Origin of the sequence: Enterococcus gallinarum, from assembly GCF_021496385.1 — a bacterium.
Taxonomy (GTDB): domain Bacteria; phylum Bacillota; class Bacilli; order Lactobacillales; family Enterococcaceae; genus Enterococcus_D; species Enterococcus_D gallinarum.
The window spans coordinates 3138309-3156604 of record NZ_CP050816.1 but is presented as its reverse complement, the minus strand read 5'-3'; the positions used below and the strand labels follow the sequence as shown (position 1 = coordinate 3156604).

General features: G+C 38.4%; 17 protein-coding genes. 15 read left to right on the top strand and 2 right to left on the bottom strand.

The window, feature by feature from the left end:
- Window positions 1–18 precede the first annotated feature (18 nt).
- The 5 genes from HED61_RS15250 (at window position 19) to HED61_RS15230 (ending at window position 3231) form a co-directional block, all read left to right on the top strand.
- Window positions 19–528, top strand: a complete 510-nt coding sequence (locus tag HED61_RS15250; RefSeq protein ID WP_103300190.1) for a hypothetical protein — start codon at window positions 19–21, stop codon at window positions 526–528.
- Between the two features lie 27 nt (window positions 529–555).
- Complete coding sequence (locus HED61_RS15245; protein WP_081131983.1) at window positions 556–1110, top strand: hypothetical protein; 555 nt, start codon at window positions 556–558, stop codon at window positions 1108–1110.
- A gap of 43 nt (window positions 1111–1153) precedes the next feature.
- Window positions 1154–1504, top strand: a complete 351-nt coding sequence (locus tag HED61_RS15240) for an LPXTG cell wall anchor domain-containing protein (RefSeq protein WP_081131982.1) — start codon at window positions 1154–1156, stop codon at window positions 1502–1504.
- A gap of 187 nt (window positions 1505–1691) precedes the next feature.
- Window positions 1692–2243, top strand: a complete 552-nt coding sequence (locus HED61_RS15235) for a hypothetical protein (RefSeq protein ID WP_219645122.1) — start codon at window positions 1692–1694, stop codon at window positions 2241–2243.
- 202 nt (window positions 2244–2445) lie between these two features.
- Window positions 2446–3231 (top strand): MerR family transcriptional regulator, encoded by a 786-nt coding sequence (locus HED61_RS15230; protein ID WP_219645123.1) that lies wholly within the window; start codon window positions 2446–2448, stop codon window positions 3229–3231.
- A gap of 596 nt (window positions 3232–3827) precedes the next feature.
- Here the strand turns inward: HED61_RS15230 and HED61_RS15225 are convergent.
- A complete protein-coding gene (locus tag HED61_RS15225) occupies window positions 3828–4289 on the bottom strand; it encodes a LysR family transcriptional regulator (RefSeq protein ID WP_219645124.1) in 462 nt (153 codons plus the stop codon).
- 112 nt (window positions 4290–4401) lie between these two features.
- Between HED61_RS15225 and HED61_RS15220 the strand changes: the two genes are divergently transcribed.
- Window positions 4402–4932 (top strand): DUF4865 family protein, encoded by a 531-nt coding sequence (locus HED61_RS15220; RefSeq protein ID WP_219645125.1) that lies wholly within the window; start codon window positions 4402–4404, stop codon window positions 4930–4932.
- 106 nt (window positions 4933–5038) lie between these two features.
- Here the strand turns inward: HED61_RS15220 and HED61_RS15215 are convergent, their stop codons facing one another.
- Window positions 5039–5971, bottom strand: a complete 933-nt coding sequence (locus tag HED61_RS15215; RefSeq protein ID WP_103300195.1) for a helix-turn-helix transcriptional regulator — start codon at window positions 5969–5971, stop codon at window positions 5039–5041.
- Between the two features lie 100 nt (window positions 5972–6071).
- On the opposite strand from HED61_RS15215, the gene HED61_RS15210 reads away from it, so the two are divergent.
- The 9 genes from HED61_RS15210 to HED61_RS15170 all read left to right on the top strand — a co-directional run bounded on the left by HED61_RS15210 (window position 6072) and on the right by HED61_RS15170 (window position 18295).
- Window positions 6072–6710, top strand: a complete 639-nt coding sequence (locus tag HED61_RS15210; protein ID WP_081131976.1) for a type 1 glutamine amidotransferase family protein — start codon at window positions 6072–6074, stop codon at window positions 6708–6710.
- A gap of 279 nt (window positions 6711–6989) precedes the next feature.
- Window positions 6990–7859, top strand: coding sequence for an AraC family transcriptional regulator (locus tag HED61_RS15205; RefSeq protein ID WP_081131975.1), 870 nt, complete (start codon window positions 6990–6992; stop codon window positions 7857–7859).
- 2 nt (window positions 7860–7861) lie between these two features.
- Window positions 7862–8965 carry a glycoside hydrolase family 88/105 protein gene (locus tag HED61_RS15200; protein WP_081131974.1) on the top strand — a complete coding sequence of 368 codons (1104 nt, stop codon included), beginning with the start codon at window positions 7862–7864 and terminating at the stop codon, window positions 8963–8965.
- A complete protein-coding gene (locus HED61_RS15195) occupies window positions 8962–9816 on the top strand; it encodes a GRP family sugar transporter (RefSeq protein WP_219645126.1) in 855 nt (284 codons plus the stop codon). The genes HED61_RS15200 and HED61_RS15195 overlap by 4 nt, the downstream gene beginning before the upstream one ends.
- A 20-nt stretch (window positions 9817–9836) precedes the next feature.
- Complete coding sequence (locus tag HED61_RS15190) at window positions 9837–11090, top strand: ABC transporter substrate-binding protein (RefSeq protein WP_081131972.1); 1254 nt, start codon at window positions 9837–9839, stop codon at window positions 11088–11090.
- A gap of 67 nt (window positions 11091–11157) precedes the next feature.
- A complete protein-coding gene (locus tag HED61_RS15185; RefSeq protein ID WP_219645127.1) occupies window positions 11158–13590 on the top strand; it encodes a hypothetical protein in 2433 nt (810 codons plus the stop codon).
- Window positions 13587–14456 carry a carbohydrate ABC transporter permease gene (locus HED61_RS15180; RefSeq protein WP_103300198.1) on the top strand — a complete coding sequence of 290 codons (870 nt, stop codon included), beginning with the start codon at window positions 13587–13589 and terminating at the stop codon, window positions 14454–14456. The genes HED61_RS15185 and HED61_RS15180 overlap by 4 nt, the downstream gene beginning before the upstream one ends.
- Window positions 14449–15288: a carbohydrate ABC transporter permease gene (locus tag HED61_RS15175; RefSeq protein WP_103300199.1), complete on the top strand. Its 840-nt coding sequence runs from the start codon at window positions 14449–14451 to the stop codon at window positions 15286–15288. Before HED61_RS15180 ends, HED61_RS15175 begins: the two co-directional genes overlap by 8 nt.
- A gap of 25 nt (window positions 15289–15313) precedes the next feature.
- Window positions 15314–18295, top strand: coding sequence for a glycoside hydrolase family 2 TIM barrel-domain containing protein (locus tag HED61_RS15170; protein WP_219645128.1), 2982 nt, complete (start codon window positions 15314–15316; stop codon window positions 18293–18295).
- Window position 18296 lies beyond the last annotated feature (1 nt).

The window sequence follows — 18296 nt, the reverse complement described above, 5'->3', positions numbered from 1 at the left end:
GATAAGGAGGTGGGACCTATGGAGCAAACCCATGAAAGGGCACACAAAAAGCGAGGATTATTGTGGCTATTATTGTTCGCTTTAATCATCTGTGGACTGGGAGCATATTTCTATTTTCAGAAAGATCCAGTACCAATTATCAGTGCCGATCTGCTGCCAGAAGCCGGCGATGCCACGGATCAACGTCTCTCAGAACGTGCGCAGGAAATTGCGGATGCCAATTACTTTACGTTGCAGATTAACCCAGAAGCCGTCTTTGAAGATGGAAACAGTTCTGGCTCAATCGAGATTGTAAATCCTGGGACCAACGTTTATCCAATTGCGGTCGACATAACCTTATCAAATGGAGAACTTGTCTATTCATCAGGAGCAATTTATCCCAATCAGTTTGTGGAAAACGTCAATTTGATCACACCATTAGCTAAGGGAGAATACCAAGCAAAAGCAACAATCAATATCTACGACCCTGAAACGAAAGAAAAACAAGGAGTCACTGAAGCTGAATTAACGATTATCGTTAAGAACTAAAATCAAACAAAAAGTGAGGAATATAAAATGAAAAAAGCAACAGCTTTACTAAGTACAGCAACAATCGTTGGGATTTTAGCAAGTAGTATACCGGCATTTGCGGAGCAAGTAGTCGATGGACGTACAGGAGCCAATTCTGGAGACATCACTGTGAACGGAATCATCGGAGAATTTGACAATACGGTACCCGGTCCCGATCCTCACGATCCCAATCGTTGGATCAATGTTACTATTCCTACAACTGCATTATTTTGGACAACCGAAGATTCAAATCATACGGAAATCATTTCCCCAACTTATACAGTCACCAATAATTCTGCAGTTGGTGTAAAAACGTATGTGTCGACCGTAAATGACGTGTATGATATGGACGTAGTCGATCGATTAGAAATCAATGGGATTGAACTATTTGAAAATGGTGTGTCATCTGTTACAGAGACAGAGCTATTCACTTTAGACGGGAAAGACGGAGTAGTCACTTTTGATACATTCTCATTTGCTGGTACCGCCAGCCCAACCGATGCTTCATCTGAATTAAATCCAAGCTTTACTTTAGTTTTGCGTTTCGCTGCAGACGTATAATGGCTGTTCGAATCGTTCTCTTGTTACAGAAGGGAGCAATCCAATGAAACGATTATGGAAGAGTTTCTATCTGCTGCCTATGATTATCTTGCTGGGAAGTTTTGTTTCGAAGACGGTTTTAGCGGCGGAAGCACAGAATTCCTGGACCAATGTCCAGAAACAACCCTCTTATCAATTAACTGTTCGTGGACGCATCGGAGAAGAGAACTACCCGATTGATGATCCGGAAGATGAACCCGATCCAGATAATGGGCGGAAAATCATTGTGGGAGATGGTTCGAAACTAGGAAAGCTTCCTAAAACAGGAAGTGTTGGAGAGCCATTCATCTTTCTCGGATTAGCGTTACTCGTGTTGTGGGGAATACTAGTGAGGAAGAATGCACTGGAACAATGATCATTCATTTGTTCGATACGTCTGTCTCATTAATAATACATCTGAAAAACTATCTGAAGACTCAAAAAAGAGCCTTCGGATAGTTTTTTGCTGTTTTAATTTGCTTATATAGTAATTAACTATCATTTTAAAGCGGTTTCATTTATACTGTTTTTAATAGATCATTCAGTGATAGGGGGAAGAAAAGATGTCAAAGTTCCTAGTAGGGATACTGTCTTTGTTAAGTGTCACCATCGTTGGGAGTTGTCATACAACTCGCGAAACAAGTTCAAATGCTGAGATTGATGAATCAAGAACACTTGCAGAGTTTGAGGCAGTTCCAGAAGTTGAAAGAAAGACTGTCAACAAGTATACCATTCACCAAAAAGCCGGTGAGCGTGTCTTTGTTTTCTCCACCAATTTAAAGACCAAAGATTCGACTCAATCTTTAAGTACCCCATTTTTTAGTACGAGCGATAGCCAAAAATTAGAGCTATCTTTTGCTGAGAAAGACCGCCAATTTGAAGCCGCTCTATCTGTCACAGGAAGTGAGGACATCCAATCTACCTACTCTTTTTCGATTGAACAAAACTATAGTGAGTTCATTCCTTACGAATCAATTCGCGACGGAAAGCTGGGAGTGATTGTACTTGCTGACGACCCTATGATCATTTCAGAGCTCAAAAAAGACCCTGCTGTTGTTGCGAAATTTTTAGCTAGTGAGGCTGAATTTTATGAACAGTCGCTCGTATCTGAATAAGTTCGTTGAGTAGATGATTTTTTAACGACTGAATGATTTTAGGAGGACTGGAACGAAGCTATTTCTTTTGACTTAAGATTATGGGATAATCAGACTGCCCAAAGCTTCTGGGGGAAAGTTAGGTGTTTGTTTTGAATCCTATCAGATGCATCTTATAAGGGTTTAAAACTTATTCTAAATCGTTTAGGTGGAAGGTACCAAGATGAAAATAAAAGAAATCAGTGAAAATTATGATATCACGTCCCATACACTTAGGTATTATGAAAAAATCGGCTTACTGTCACCAAAGTATTCTGAGAATGGCTATCGTGATTATTCCTATGAAGAAATTCAACGGTTGAACACGATAAGAGATTTGCGTTTTTTTGATGTATCTTTAGAGGAAATAAAGACGTATTTAGATACCAAGAACAAAGCTTTAACCAAAGAAATCTTAAATTTTGAGCGTGAACAATTGGATGAGCGGATCAAGGAATTGAAGCAAAAACAAGCGTTGTTGCAAGAGAGAATCGATTTACTCGAGTATGCGGAAACCAAGCAAAACCATGAAATCGAAAGGCTCTACCACAAAGATCGCTATATTGTTTTGAGCCAGGAAAAAAATACATTAGGAAGAGATTTGTATTTTGAGCTCAAGCGATTGCATAAACAGTTTGAAAAAGAATTACATGCCAACAATCAAAATGTTTTCGGCACCGTCTTAACCCCCCATGGTGAGACGTTTAAACATCAAGTTTTTTATTGTTTAACCAGTGATCTTTCTGATCAGAAAGCATTTGTTCTGCCAGCTGGTAATTATGCCTCTATTTACTATACAGGGACCTATAAGAATCGTGGAGCAGCGCTTCGTCAATTAAACGATTATTTAAAGCAACACCAACTTGCAACGCTTGGTGACTACTATGAATTTTATTTGATCGACTTTCATGAGACAAATCAACCAACAGAATATGTCAGTAAAATCGAGATTCTCCTTGATCAACCGTAGATAGGTTGATCAAGGAGAATCTCGTATGCTGTTTCTTGTTAAAGAAGAAGGTAAGGCTATGACGATTTTGTCGATGGTTTTCCCAGAAACTGATGATTAACAAGACATCGAAGCCGTGTCAGACTTCGATTTTATCGGGAGAGCAACGAAGGTTAACAGCAAAAGAGTTTTCTTTTTTCAGTTCAGGTGTTCAGAATGACGACAACGGGAAACGTCCCTAATAAAGCAGCAAAGACATAAAAAGTGATTTAGATGCATAATTTTGAGTAGTAGATGGTTCGTTGATTCTAGATTGATTCATTCATTAAGCTGAAAAGTGACAGTCAGAAGTTATCAGTTATGCTTATAACAATAATAATTGATTGCGAATAGATTATTATCTATAGGTAGAAAGCCTTCTTTTTCTAAATAAGTTGGCAGCAAAGCCATTGCTTGGCCTTTTGAAACGAGGTCTAAAATAGTTTCTAATGAATCTATTTCAATCAATCGCTCCGTTTCTTTTACTATTTCTAATGTTAGTTGTCTTAAAGGACAATCCAAGTCACTATTGATCAATAGTGGTACATTTGTCTTATTTCGGTCACCGCATAAAAAATTCACAAGTATTGCTTGGTTTCTGTTAAAGTATACTCTGTCCTATTTATTTCTTGAAATGTTATGACGAAATCATAAGGCTCGCGGCAAATTTCTGAAAGAATCATTTCGGTCCGTTTGCATCTTATTTTTATCGATTCAATTGAGATTTCTTGGCATTCATTGACTAGATATTTTAGTAGCAATTCTGATGTGAGTAATTTTGGCTGCTGTTCAAAAAAATTTTTTTTAACGTTCTCAAATTTTGACAAAGTAGTAAGCGAGAAAAGATAAAATTCTTCCCCATTGGCAGTCGGAGTTACGCCATTATGGTTCCGTATGAATAAATGCGTATTACATTCATCTTCTATTGTTTGAATACGTGCAGTGATATTCGATTGAGCATAGCCCAATCTTTTAGCAGCTTTGTTAAGCGTTCCTTCTTCATAAATCGCTTTAAAAATCATCAAATCATTAAAATTCATCAGACTAACCTCTTACTTATCATTTTTTGTGATAAGCATATCATGATTCTATATTATGCGCGATGGGGGATGTCAAGTATACTTTTTTTGATAACGAAAGGAGAGAGCGAATATGCAAGCGATGCAATATAAAATAGTTTTTCCTGCTGATTACGACATGGAAAAGATAAGAAAAAGAGTAAAAGATAATGGGCACAAGACAGATGGCTTTAAAGATTTGCTGTTTAAGGCTTACCTGATTACTGAGAAAAGTAGCGGTGATTTAGAAAATAGTTATTGCCCTTTGTATGTTTGGAAAGCAACAGACGGTATGACACAATTTATTTTTGGCGGATTTTTTGACAATATTATTGCTTCTTTCGGCCGGAAAAACATTGAGATAGGTGTTACCTCAGAAATCCGCTTAGACCGTTCCTTCTCAGAAAGTAAGTATGTAATCGAAGAATGTCATGATATTCACGAGCAGCCTTCATTAAAAGAAGTTGGACTAAAATCGAATGATTATGACAATTCATTGGGTAAACTTACCATTTATAATCCGGATAAATGGAAGTATGTCACCTTCTCATTTTTTGAGGAGAAGCCAGTGCTCAAACCAAACTTAAAGCGTTATTCTATTTTACATTTATCATTAGAAGAGTAAAGAGGAGTGTCCAGTAGATCGTCATTCTGGACACTCTTTTTCATAGTGAAAACTTTCGTTCGTATAAGCAAGGTTTCATTAAATGAACTTACTCGCTTATCTGAAGCTATTTGTCATATAGTTGGGTTAAACTGGCGATTTTCCTTTTTAATTCTGTGCGAACATGTAAAGGTTCTAGACATTCGCATTTGTCCCCTAAGCTTAAAATAATCCCGTAATAATAGTCATTTTCTACAAAGGGGAATGTGACGATATAATGGGTCTCATCCTCTCTTACAAATTGGTTATAGTCGCAATAATCGAGTAATCGTTCCATGATAGACGCATGAATTCTTAGTTTGATCGATATCTGTCGTTTATTTAAGATTTCTGGAGTAAGCAAAGGTAGCGCTGGAGGAGATTTTGGAACAAAACTGCTCTCATCCATTTTTAAATTCGAAAGGCGAGCTACTTTGAATAATCGAAAATCCTTTCTTTCATAGCAGTATCCTTGAAAGTACCATTGACTATTTTTTAAAACCAGCTGATAAGGTTCGACTTGTCTTTTGGTCCTGTTGCCCTTGTGGTTAATGTAATCAAATGTGAGTAAATGATTTTTTTGTAAAGCCCCCTTGATAATAGTAAGATATGTTTCTAAATTTCGATCGCCCAACCATTGACTAAAGTCGATATGCATTTGCTTTGCTTGTACGTGAGCTGATTCTATTCTCTCTGGCGGGATCAGACTTCTGATTTTGGTCTGTGTATTTACAAAATCATTACTTTTCATAACACTTGGAATACTGGAGATGCCTACTAAAATCGTAATCAAGTCTTCTTCTGTAAAAGTATTTTTATCCATTTTATACTTTTCCATAATCTCAAATCCTCCGCCCACGCCAGAAGTAGAATGGACTGGAATCCCAGCTATACTGATTGCCTCTATATCGCGGTAAATCGTACGGGGTGACACTTCAAACATTTCGGCTAGTTCCTTCGCGCTCACTCTTTTTTTATCCATTAGAAGGATTATAATACTGACCAATCTACTCACTTTCATTTAGAAACTCCTAGTAAATTATTTTGGTATTGTTGTCATAAAGTTGTCAACAATTGATAGGTATAATGATAGCAGAAAGAACGATTAATGGAGGGAAATTATGAAAACAATTTATCTTTACGTACTAGATACTCTAGCAGATTGGGAAATAGGATATGTGACAGCAGAGCTACATTCAAAACGCTTTTTTAAAGCGGATGCGCCTTTATTAAGGATAAAAACAGTTGGTCATTCGAAACAACCTATTCACACTATGGGAGGAATGAAAATAACTCCTGATTGTTTAGTGGAGGAAATGGATTTAAACCAAGAATCTATCCTATTGTTACCTGGTGCGGATAATTGGAGTGATTCAAGACATCACGCTGTCCTTGATGCAGCGAGAGAGTTGCTTTTGCTGGGTGGAACTGTTGGAGCGATTTGCGGCGCCACGGTAGCCTTGGGAAAGGTTGGCTTATTGAATGATCGCTCACATACGAGTAACAGTCTTGAATTTCTTGAAATGTTTTGCCTGGGATACAATGGCCAAGAACTATACGTAGATCAGCGATCTGTATCGGATAATCGTCTAATCACTGCAGGATCAACGGGAGCGTTACTTTGGACGAAGCAAATCATAGAGAGCTTACATGTGTTCAAGAAAGAGACGTTAGAAGCATGGTATAACTATTTTAGTACAGGAAATGCCAGTCACTTTTTTGAACTGATGCAGACATTGCCTTCTGCTGACAATAAATGATTTTACCCGTGCCCAGAAAATATTTTCTGGGCACTCTTTTTTATGATTATAGACAGCTTTTAATGCTATTTCTCTAAAATGCACTGGACTCTGTCAGTTTATTTTCTCTTCCATTTGGTTCTCTAGTTTAAGTAATTTTTGTTGATAAATTATTTTAGCAATCAATTAAATCGTGCTGAATTTCATCTGTTCTGACGATATTGCCCGATTAATTGAATGGAAACGCATACAAATAACTTTAGAAATCGGTTACAATCATCTTGTCAGTGAGGTGAGAGCATGAGATTAGATACCGAAAACGTTGATAAGGTATTAATTGAAAATGATCTAGTGGTAATGCACAAAATAGATAGGATTCATTTTATGGATAAACCGCATTTTCATGATGGGTTTGAAATTCATTTTACATTAACGAATAGCACGACTTATCAGATTGATGAGCGAAAATTTGATGCAGATGCTGGTACGGTTGCTCTGTTTAGTTCAGAAGAGCTCCATCGAGTTTCCATTGATCGCAGCAAATTGTATGAACGCTATTTTATTTTGTTCAAGCCCAGTTTTATTGAAGAATTTACAACAAATTTTCCTTTTCTTTTAGAAATATTTTCCAAGCAACAGAAGGTTGACTGTATTGAGTTGACTTCAGATCAAAGTCTTAAAGTCACTGATCTTTATGAAGAAATGATTCGATGTGACCAAGAGCGAAAAGAGCCGTTTGAACTTTTGCATCTAAAATTGAAGTTGACGGAGTTACTTATTCTATTGAATAAAATCGTTTACTCTGATGAGAAATTACATAAACCAATATCTTATGAGCATTATCAAACAATTTCTGAGATTGTTTCTTTTCTTAAAGAGGAATACATGAATGAAATGACTCTGGATGAATTAAGTGAACGTTTTTTTATCAGTAAATCAACGATTATTCGCGCATTTAAAAATGCACTTGGTATGACACCAAATCAATATTTAATCTATATCCGAATCATGAAATCACGAGAATTGTTAGAACAAGGATATTCTGTGAAACAAGTTTCGGAAAAAATCGGGTACCGTGATGAATCTAGCTATATTAAAAAATTTAAAGAGATACAAGCCGAATCACCAAAACAATACCAATTAAAAAACTTAAGAGCCAAGAGGAGTTAAGAATGGTAGTAGCAAATAATAAAATCTCACTTGTAAGAGAACGGCTTAAGCATTTTGATAGCTTACCGTTAAATCAGGAAGATTTTAGAGACAGTAATAATCAATTATCAGAAAGTAAAGGATTCTTTGCTAGAGACTTTGGTATGGAGCAATGGGACTGGCCTCAAGGCGTCGGAATTTATGGGTTGCATTTGGAGGGACCTATAAATGATGAATATATCAAACAATGGGCCACTGAAGAGATCAATAAAGGTCTTCCAACTAAAAATGTGAATACGATTTGTCCTTTACTAACACTTGTTGACTATCCGGAGTATGAAACCCTTGCTCTAGAATGGATGAAGTGGATCGAAAAAGAATTTCCTAGAACAGATGAAAATGGACTGCAGCATATTACATCTGGAATAGATAAATTCACAGTAAAAGAAAATCGGAACCAGATCTGGGCAGATACTCTTTTTATGACAGTTCTTTTTATGGGGAAAATGGGCGTGAAATACGATAATCAAATCTGGCGTGAGGATGCAATCGAACAAATGCTTCTTCACTGTAAGTACCTCTTAAATCGTAAGAGTGGTTTATTTTATCATGGGTGGAATTTTGAAGAACAATCAAATTACGGAGGCAATTTTTGGTGTCGAGGAAATAGCTGGATCACGGTTGGTATCCCGCTGTTTTTGGAAATAATGAACGGTTATTTAGCTAAGTCGTCAGAAAGGTACCTATTGAATCTCTACAACAATCAAGTGAAATCTTTGTTGGAAATCCGAAGTAAGGATGGCTTATGGCATACAATTTTAACGGATCCGACTTCCTATACGGAAACTTCCGGATCAGCCGGAATCATTGCTGGCATTCTCTTAGGGGTAAAGAGTGATTTCCTTACTATTCAGCTTTCTCAAGAGGTAATCAACGATTTAATCTCATCCTTAACAGCTAAAATAGCAGAAGATGGTACGGTACTTGGAGTGTCTGCAGGTACTCCGATTTCCTGCAATGCTGAGGACTATAAAGGAATTGTCCAAATGCCAATGGTGTATGGACAAGCAATGACGTTGCTTGCCTTAACCATCGCAGAATCTTTGAAAGAAAAGGCAATCACATGAGCTTACTTATCTATAGTTTGCCAGCTTTGGGATGGGGATTGATGCCGATTGTTTCCAAAAAAGCTGGAGGAACACCCGTGGAACAATTATTGGGCACAACCTTTACGGCATTTGGCATTTCTATCATTCTCAGTTTTCTAATGGGTGTTGAATACACATTGACGGGGACTATTGCAGCATTGATTTCGGGATCATTTTGGGCGGGTGGTCAATATCTCCAATTTCAAGCCCTTGCGACTGGGGCAGTGTCAAAAGTGATGCCATTATCAAACGGGACACAATTGCTGTTTACGTCACTCGCTTCTGGCATCCTTCTCCGTGAATGGCAGAATCTGAAACAGGTTCTTATTACCCTGCTGTTGCTGCTGGTTATTTTAGTTGCAATCTACCTTGTTACAATGAATCAAAAACAGAATAAGCAGCAAGAATCAATATCACTACAAACCATTCTCATGATTTGTACGTCATCACTTTGTCTGATGGGCTATGTGGTCACGACGTCACTTTTTCACGTGAAAGGGCTACAAATCTTTCTACCTCAAGCTTTTGCGATGTTTCTTTCCTCTTGCGTGATTGCGAAATTCGACCAAGAAAAGCAAGAGTTGTCAAGAATTTCTCGTAATGTACTGACAGGTATATTTTGGACAATTGCAAATATCTCCTTATTTTATATCGCAACACAGTTAGGCGTAGGTTTAAGCTATACCATTTCTCAGTTGTGCATCTTTGTATCTATTATGGGCGGGATTCTATTATTAAAGGAAAAAAAGACCAAGATAGAGATGATACACACGATAATTGGAGTATTACTGTTTTTTTCAGCAATTTTGGGTTTAAGTCATTTTAAATAGATCATTAGGAGGAAATATTGATGAAAAACAAGATTTTAAAGGCTGGTTTATGTGTGGGTTTATTAATGGGCTTGTCGGCATGCGGCAATTCTGACTCAGCTTCTTCCGACACTGTAAGATTGTTTGTATCGGGAGATGCATCAGAAGGCGGTGCCTATAGTAAGATGGCAAAACGTTATGAAGAAGAGACTGGTATCAAAGTAGAAGTAACAGACGTACCTTATGCAGATATGGAGACGAAAATTTCTAAAGCTGTACAGTCAGATGATGCCCCCGATGTTGCACGGGTTGCAGGGGTCTTACCAGATTGGGGAGACTATTTAGTTGATTTGACAGATATTGCTAAAAAAGGCAAAACGCTAGATTCAATGACGATTAAAGACGAAGACGACAAGGTTCGCGCCTTACCAACAGATATTACTGCGGTAGGAATGTTCATCAATACAGATCTTTTTGATCAAGCAGGGGTTTCTTATCCGCAGAATGAAGGAGAAGTTTGGACATGGGATGAATTTTTAGAAGCTGTGGACACGATCCAAGAAAAAACAGATGCCAAATATGGGTTTGTAATGGACCCGTCTGATCATCGATTGAGAGCGTTCACGTACCAATTTGGTGGGCAGGATTTTGTTCTGAATGATAAAACCGGTACTTATGAAACTGATGATGCGACAAAAGCTGCGTTACAAAAGTTCATTGACCTAAATAATGATGGAACAATTCCAAAAACGGTCTGGACTTCTGGAGAAGATGCTTCTTCAATGTTTAAGAGTGGAATGATTCCAGCATATATGTCAGGAAGTTGGCAAATCAAAGATTTCACCACGAACATTAAAGATTTCAATTGGCAAGCCATTTACATGCCGTATGAAGCAACTCGTGCTACCAATATGGGCGGTAATTTTATGGTTGGTTTTGAAAACAGCAAGAATAGTGAGGGCGGACAGAAATTTATGGAGTGGTTGTACACACCAGAAAATTATACTGAGTTATGTGAATTAGCTGGTTATCTTCCAGCAGAAGAAGGAATAAAAGTGAATTACGCAGATGCACAAGCGGCTTACGATATTTACAATCAAGAAATTGAAGCGGCGGCCCAACCAATTTCTTCTAAACAAACTGCAGATCAAGTGGCGATGACAATGGCTGGATACACTGGACTAACTGGGGCATACAAGGACTCAATGATTCAAGTATTGAATGATGAAATCAGCTTTGATCAAATGATTGAGAATATCGAAAAAGACTACGACGAGGGGTACACGAAGAAGTAAAGTAGGAAATGATGTGGACTGGTACTCATCCGGTCCACATCCATTCTATTTTGAAAGTGGGAGAAGAATGAGCGATTATATCTATTCAGTAAAACAAGGCAGTTCGATCAATTGTTGGCAACGCAGCATGCTCCAAAAGGAAAAAGTTGAAAGCAAAGCTAGTTGTATTGATGCTCCTGTAAATATGACGGAAGGGTATCAAGAAGTCGAATATCCCATTCGAGCAAATTTCTTACAAACGCTTTCTGAGGTGCCGTATCCTGGAAAGCAAGATTTTTCAGAGGTATATGATGGTTTTGAAAATCCGAGGGTAGATTTTTCTACTTTTCAAGCAACTCCGCATAAAGTAAGTACATACTTGCGGGCACAGCTTCGTTGTCAAGAGAAACAAGCGGTGGAATGTTCGTTGGTTACCTGCGGAAGAGCTATTCTTTGGATGAATGGGAAATTGCTTACTGATTTTCGGCCCTATACGCGAAACCATGGCACGAAAACCACTGTAGTTCTCCCGCTAGAACAAGGCGATAATGAACTCATTGTTTACATGGATGATCTAGCCGAGCGAGATGTAAATTTTTTTGTTGAATTAAACGTCTTGTCGAATCATCACTTTCAAGTAGTCTTGCCTTTATCGTATGACGAAACTATTCTTCAACGGGCAGAGGAGTTCTTGAATGGACTTTATTTTGAGAAAGATTTTTATTCTAAAGGAGAAGTACGTATTTGTTCGGACTACGATTATTTCGAGAAAGTCTTTGTTACTTATGAAGAGGTCACCTTTACAGAAGAAATTGGGGGAAATATTACAGATTTCCGACGAGAAAGTCAGTTTCTACCTTTAAATAATCAACGCATTTCTTTAGGGAATGTGGAAGATATCCCTACCTCAGGGCTAACGCATCTGTTTGTGGGCGTGTTACTTCCAGACCAAACCTATCTGTTTAAAAAACTTGTTTTTACAGTTTATAACGAAGAAAAGTTAAAGCGCAACTTAGGTGCAACTTTAGAAGTGAGAAAAGCGACAGCTTTGACAATCTTTTCAAACCTTGCCATTCCGGATATGAATAGTGCGTTAGCAGAAATTCACTTAACCGGGAAATTATCAGAAGAGTGCTGGAAAAAACTTCAGCCGGCTTTTCGTATGATAAAGGAACGGGGAGATTGCGCAGATTTTATGTTCGCACCGTTACTAGGTTTTTGGCTAGGAAAAAAAGGGCAGTTGCCAGAGAAACTAAGGATAAAACTCCGAGAGTTGGCGATACATTTTCGCTATTGGATTGATGAGCCTGGAAACGATGTCATGTGGTACTTTAGTGAAAATCACTCCTTATTGTTTCATGCTTGCCAATATTTTGCTGGATGCTTGCTTCCAGAGGAAACGTTTGTCACGAGTGGAAGACAAGGAAGTCAACAATATGAATTAGGAAAACAGCGCTTGTTACAGTGGTTTGATCAATTTGAACACTATGGGTTTTCTGAATGGAATTCTACTACGTATCTGCCTATCGATCTAATAGGTTTTTTCAGCCTTTATACGAATGCGCCAGATGAAGAGATAAAAGATGCAGCGAAAAAAGCATTGGATTTCACATTCACGATCATGGCTGTAAATTCTCATGGAGGAACTCTTTCCTCCACATTTGGCAGAACATATGAGCACGATTTGAAAGCCATGCGTTTGGGAGAAATAAGCAATATTTTGGCAATTGCTTGGGATCGAGGGAACTTTAATTACGCCTTACGAGCATCGACACTTTTTTGCCTATCTGATTATGTTCCACCAAAAGAATGCATGTCTTTGATTGATTTACAGGCAAATGAGGAATTGACAGCAACTTATCTTCAGGGGATCAATCGAGTGCAGACGTATCTCTATAAATGTCGAGAATATTCAATTGCTAGTGGAATCGAGTATCACTGTTTTCAAAAGGGCCATCAACAACATATGATGAATCTTTCGTTAGGCAGTGATGGGACACAGCTTTGGATAAACAACCCAGGTGAGTTTATGCATAGTGGTGAAAATCGGCCTAGCTATTGGGCTGGAAATGGCCGGATGCCTTGTATTAAACAATTTAAAAATATTCTGCATATGAAATACGATTTATCCAAAGCATATGTACCGTTTATCCACATGTATGTGCCCTATTGGAATTTAGAGCGGGTGGATATCAATGATTCTAATTGGCTGTTTATCAAAAAAGATCAAAGCTACCTTGGCGTTTACTTCTCGCAAGGTTATGAAATGCAGCAGATCGGGGATACTCGTGGTAGAGACATCGTTTTTAAAGGAATCAATCATACCGTACTTGTGAAGTGCGGGAGCAGGAATGAGTTTTCGACTTTTGAGACTTTTATGAAATCGGTTAAAAAATCTAAAATGACCGATGAATCCTTTTATGATCCTCAATTTGGCGCATTAGTTTGGCAGGAGATTGAACATCTTGCATCGTATCAAGTCATACCAGCTGTAAAAATGAAAGAGGGGGGCAGAGCATGAAGAAACTTAAAAAAAATAAATGGCCTTTGATTTTTACGGGAGTCAATATTGTCCTGTTCATTACTTTTTTTCTCGTACCAGCAATTTTGGGCTTTTATTACTCTTTAACGGACTACAAAGGATTTGGGACTGCTAACTTTCTTGGTTTCGAAAATTATATTGCTTTATTTCAAGATGCGAGTTTTTACCGATCTTTATTCCGAACCTTTACTTATGCAATTTGCTTGGTGCCGCTGATTTACGCTGTTTCTTTAGGAATTGCCATTTTGCTGAACAGCAAGCACACAAAGGGAAAGCTCTTAGGGAAAATTGTTTTCTTCTTGCCTTGGACAATTTCGGGTATTGTTGCTGGGGTTATTTGGAAATGGTTGTTTGGAGAAAATTTTGGCTTTGTGAACTATATCATTGGGAATTTAGGCGGCGAATCTGTTCCCTGGTTTTCCAATGCAAGCGCTGCATTTTCGGTAATTCTGTTGGCAGCGCTTTGGGGTGGGACAGCATTTAACATGCTGCAATTTATGTCTGCTCTCAAAAACATACCTAGGTCATATTATGAGGCAGCCGATATTGATGGTGCCTCATCCTTCCAGAAGTTTTTGTACATTACGCTACCTTCATTGAAGCCGACTAGCTTTATGGTGATCCTATTAGCTAGTATCGGTGCCATGAAAGAATTTGCTTTGGTTCAATCCTTGACAAATGGCGGACCAGGTACAGCAAATATGTTCATTGTGCAATACATTTATACAACTGGCTTTGACAAGATGAAAGTTGGGTATGCCAGTGCAGCCTCCATGGTATTATTTGCAATCTTATTAGTTCTCGGACTCGTTCAAATGAAAATTGGAGGTGGTAAAAATGAATGACGTATCAAAGCTTCACGATAAAACGAGCACAACCATTCTCACAGCTGCCTTGGTTCTTGTGGCAATGCTGTATTTGTTCCCACTAGTTTGGTTTATACTCAGCTCTTTTAAACCTGGGTCAGAATTATTTTCCTATCCATTAAGTGTCTTGCCGGAGCATGCCACCATGCAGAATTATCTCGATGCATGGTCCAGTCTAGATTTCGTAAGATACTTTACAAATACTTTGAAGTCGTCCGTTATTACCACGATATTGACGGTTATTGCCAGTGCAACGTGTGGCTTTGCATTTGCAAAATATGATATGAAGTGGTTGAAATTCTTTTTTGTCTGCATTATTGCAACAACGATGTTACCTACCGAAGTAATCATGAATCCAGTGTTTACAGTGATTCGAGAATTAGGTTTGTATGATAGTTTAGCCGGGATCATTATTCCTTCAATCAACACTGCTACAGGAATTTTCATGTTCAGAACCTTCTTCGTCTCTATTCCAGACGACTTAATCGAATCCGCACGCATCGATGGAGCCTCGGATGGGGAAATATTTATGAAAATCATGTTACCTATTGCCAAACCAATCATTATGACGCTGAGCATCTTTTCATTCCAATGGCGTTGGAATGACTACATCTGGCCCTTGATTGTTTTGAACGACCCCAAAAAATACACTTTTCAGGTAGCTATTAGGAGTTTGGTGGGGGCAGAAAATGTCAACTGGACCGTGTTGATTGCTGCTTCAGTGCTTTCAATTATTCCCTTAGTTCTCGTGTTTATCGTGTTCCAACGTTATATCTTAGATTCTGGTGCAACAACTGGTATGAAAGACTAATTATGAATGAAAGCGAGAAAAACGAATGTTTAAGACAAACTACTTGTCAGATCCCCAGCGCATTCATGAAAATAGACAAAGCCCGCGAAGTTATTATCTCCCCTATGCTCCAATGGATGATCATGACAATTCTTCGCGAGTTTTGTCATTGAATGGATTTTGGCGATTTCGATATTTTCCGTCTCATCTAGATGTTGAAAGGGAGCGGTTTTTTGCTGATGATTTTTGGCAAAATAGTCACCTGATTTCTGTACCAAGTAATTGGCAAATGGAAGGGTATGGACAACCGCACTATACGAATATACAATATCCATTTCCAATCAATCCGCCCTTTACGTTCTCTGAGATTCCGGTAGGGGTTTACCGATATGATTTTATTTGTGACTCTCAAAAAATGCGGCAATTTCTTAGGTTTGAAGGAGTGGATAATTGCTTTGCGTTGTATCTTAATGGTAAATATATAGGATTTAGTAAGGGCAGCCGCAATCCAGCTGAATTCGATGTAACCGCTTCTATCGAAAAGGGAGAAAATCAACTTGTCGTTGAAGTTTTTCAATGGTCCGATAGTTCATATATTGAAGATCAAGATATGTGGTGGTTGAGCGGCATCTTTCGTGATGTAGCTTTGCTGCATCGCCCCCAAGAATGTATCTGGGATTTCCACATTCAAACATCATTTGACAGCAACTATGAGAATGGTATTTTGACTATTGATTTTCCGAACATTCATGGTAATCAGCTCGATTGCGAAATTTTTTTAGAAAAAGAATCACTTGTCTTTCAAAAAAAGATTGTGATAGATAAAGAAAACCATCATTTTTCTTTTCCAGTCGTTTCACCTCAAAAATGGACTGCTGAAACACCAGAATTGTATCGGTTGCGCTTTGTCACTTCAGAAGAGGAAATTTGTCAGGAAATCGGCTTCAGAGAAGTGGCTCTTTTGGAAAACAAAATTTGTATTAATGGCAAACCAATTCTATTTAAAGGAATCAATCACCATGAGTTTCATGAGACGAAGGGGCGAGCTCTGCCAAAAGGTTTCTTGGAAAAAGAGATCCAGCTGATGAAAGAAGCGCATTTTAATGCCATTCGAGCAGCTCACTATCCTCATAGTCCTGAATTTTATCAATTGTGTGATCGCTACGGATTATACGTGATGGATGAGGCGGACTTAGAGTGTCATGGAATAGGGAGTACCGGAGATAAAAATTATTTGAGCAGCAATCAAGATTGGGAGAAAGCTTATCTTGATCGCATGAAACAAATGGTCGAGCGAGACAAAAATTATCCTTCAATCATTATCTGGTCGGTAGGAAATGAGTCTGGAAACGGAACAAACCATGAAGCAATGATTCGTTGGTGCCGCGAAAAAGATCCTACTCGATTGATTCATCATGAAGGAGAGTCCCGTGATTGTATTTCAGAAACAGATGGGCGCTACTTTAAAGATGTTCAGCAAGCCGATTTTAATTCTAGAATGTATGCGACGATTCAAGAATTACAAGAGGTCGCAGACAATCCGCAAGTTATCAAACCATACATCCTTTGTGAATATGGACATGCGATGGGAAATGGCCCCGGTTCGTTGAAAGAATACTGGGAAATGTTTTATAAAGAACCGCAATTACAAGGTGGCTTTTTATGGGAATGGAAAGATCAAGGAATCAAAGCAAAGCGGGAAGGGCAACCGACCTATTTATACGGCGGCGATTTTGGTGATATTCCTAATGACTACAATTTTGTTTTGGATGGGTTAATGACCCCTGATTTACAACCATCACCCAGTTATTTCGATATTCAACGACAACAAGAACCAATCGCCATTGATTTTTCCTTGTATGAAGTCGGAAAAATAATCCTACGCAATCGCAATCAATTCAAAGACTTGTTAGGGATGAAGTGTTGTTTTGAAATAAAGCGAGATCAAGAAGTATTGGTAAGTAAGATCGTGACAGTTCATTTACCCCACGAAAAAGACGTCGAAGTGATATTACCTAGCGAACTGTTGCTCGCAGAAAAGGGAAATTTGCTAAAAGTGCAGATTTTCGATGAGCAAAAGACGCTTCGTGGCAAATTAGCTCGTATTGTCGCATCTATGCCAATCGAAGGAGACTCTCTACCAGGGCAAGAACCTGATTTACTCCTATTTAATGAAATTCAGGATGATGCAAAAATGTTGCTGCTCCGAAATGGGACAAATTATTTGAGAGTAGATAAAACTACTGGTAAATGGCAGTTCATGAACGAGCATCAAGACATTTATCTAGCCTCTCCAGAAAGTATTTTTTGGAGGCCGACAACAAACAATGATTTTATTTCTAGTGAAATATGGCGGGAATATGGTGTCGATCGCATGATGACAAATTTAATGAGCTGCAGCATTGTCGCCAATGATTCTGATAAATTGAAACTGTCTTTAAAGGAAGCAATCGGGCCAGCAGGAAAGTTTTGGCATATTGAGCAAACAACGAATATCACTTTTTTCAAGGATGGACGAGTCACCTATGAAATATCTGGGGAGCCTAAAAACCATTATCCGCTGACAGTTCCTCGTATCGGACTTGTTTGGCAGCTGCATAAACGATTTACGAAAACTTGCTGGTCTGGAAAGGGACCTAAAGAAACCTATGCAGATACTGAAAATGGCAGTTACTTTGATGTGTTTTCTCAGGCAACAGATGAACTGAGTTTCCAATATTTATATCCACAAGAAAGTGGCAATCATTGCCAGACGAAGTGGGCGACATTCAAGTCGGACGATCAATTAGCGCTCAAGTTCCAAGGAAACCATTTCTTTAATTTTAGTGTACATTCTTATTCTGCTGCGGCTATTGATTCCGCACAACATATTCATGAACTAAAAAAAGCAGACCGCTATTATTTGTACATCGATTATCAACAGCACGGGATTGGTTCCAGAAGCTGTGGTCCGGATGTACTTGACAAATACCAACTACGTTTACAGGATTATCATTATCAATTTGAGATAAGAATAAAAGGAGTGTGAT

What these genes read in the sequence shown, in the direction of transcription:
- HED61_RS15195 (WP_219645126.1), top strand. Translation starts at nt 8,962, where the DNA reads ATGAGCTTACTTATCTATAGTTTGCCAGCTTTGGGATGGGGATTGATG.
- HED61_RS15170 (WP_219645128.1), top strand. Translation starts at nt 15,314, where the DNA reads ATGTTTAAGACAAACTACTTGTCAGATCCCCAGCGCATTCATGAAAAT.
- HED61_RS15220 (WP_219645125.1), top strand. Translation starts at nt 4,402, where the DNA reads ATGCAAGCGATGCAATATAAAATAGTTTTTCCTGCTGATTACGACATG.
- HED61_RS15230 (WP_219645123.1), top strand. Translation starts at nt 2,446, where the DNA reads ATGAAAATAAAAGAAATCAGTGAAAATTATGATATCACGTCCCATACA.
- HED61_RS15190 (WP_081131972.1), top strand. Translation starts at nt 9,837, where the DNA reads ATGAAAAACAAGATTTTAAAGGCTGGTTTATGTGTGGGTTTATTAATG.
- HED61_RS15205 (WP_081131975.1), top strand. Translation starts at nt 6,990, where the DNA reads ATGAGATTAGATACCGAAAACGTTGATAAGGTATTAATTGAAAATGAT.
- HED61_RS15235 (WP_219645122.1), top strand. Translation starts at nt 1,692, where the DNA reads ATGTCAAAGTTCCTAGTAGGGATACTGTCTTTGTTAAGTGTCACCATC.
- HED61_RS15215 (WP_103300195.1), bottom strand. Translation starts at nt 5,971, where the DNA reads ATGAAAGTGAGTAGATTGGTCAGTATTATAATCCTTCTAATGGATAAA.
- HED61_RS15180 (WP_103300198.1), top strand. Translation starts at nt 13,587, where the DNA reads ATGAAGAAACTTAAAAAAAATAAATGGCCTTTGATTTTTACGGGAGTC.
- HED61_RS15175 (WP_103300199.1), top strand. Translation starts at nt 14,449, where the DNA reads ATGAATGACGTATCAAAGCTTCACGATAAAACGAGCACAACCATTCTC.
- HED61_RS15185 (WP_219645127.1), top strand. Translation starts at nt 11,158, where the DNA reads ATGAGCGATTATATCTATTCAGTAAAACAAGGCAGTTCGATCAATTGT.
- HED61_RS15245 (WP_081131983.1), top strand. Translation starts at nt 556, where the DNA reads ATGAAAAAAGCAACAGCTTTACTAAGTACAGCAACAATCGTTGGGATT.
- HED61_RS15225 (WP_219645124.1), bottom strand. Translation starts at nt 4,289, where the DNA reads ATGAATTTTAATGATTTGATGATTTTTAAAGCGATTTATGAAGAAGGA.
- HED61_RS15250 (WP_103300190.1), top strand. Translation starts at nt 19, where the DNA reads ATGGAGCAAACCCATGAAAGGGCACACAAAAAGCGAGGATTATTGTGG.
- HED61_RS15200 (WP_081131974.1), top strand. Translation starts at nt 7,862, where the DNA reads ATGGTAGTAGCAAATAATAAAATCTCACTTGTAAGAGAACGGCTTAAG.
- HED61_RS15210 (WP_081131976.1), top strand. Translation starts at nt 6,072, where the DNA reads ATGAAAACAATTTATCTTTACGTACTAGATACTCTAGCAGATTGGGAA.
- HED61_RS15240 (WP_081131982.1), top strand. Translation starts at nt 1,154, where the DNA reads ATGAAACGATTATGGAAGAGTTTCTATCTGCTGCCTATGATTATCTTG.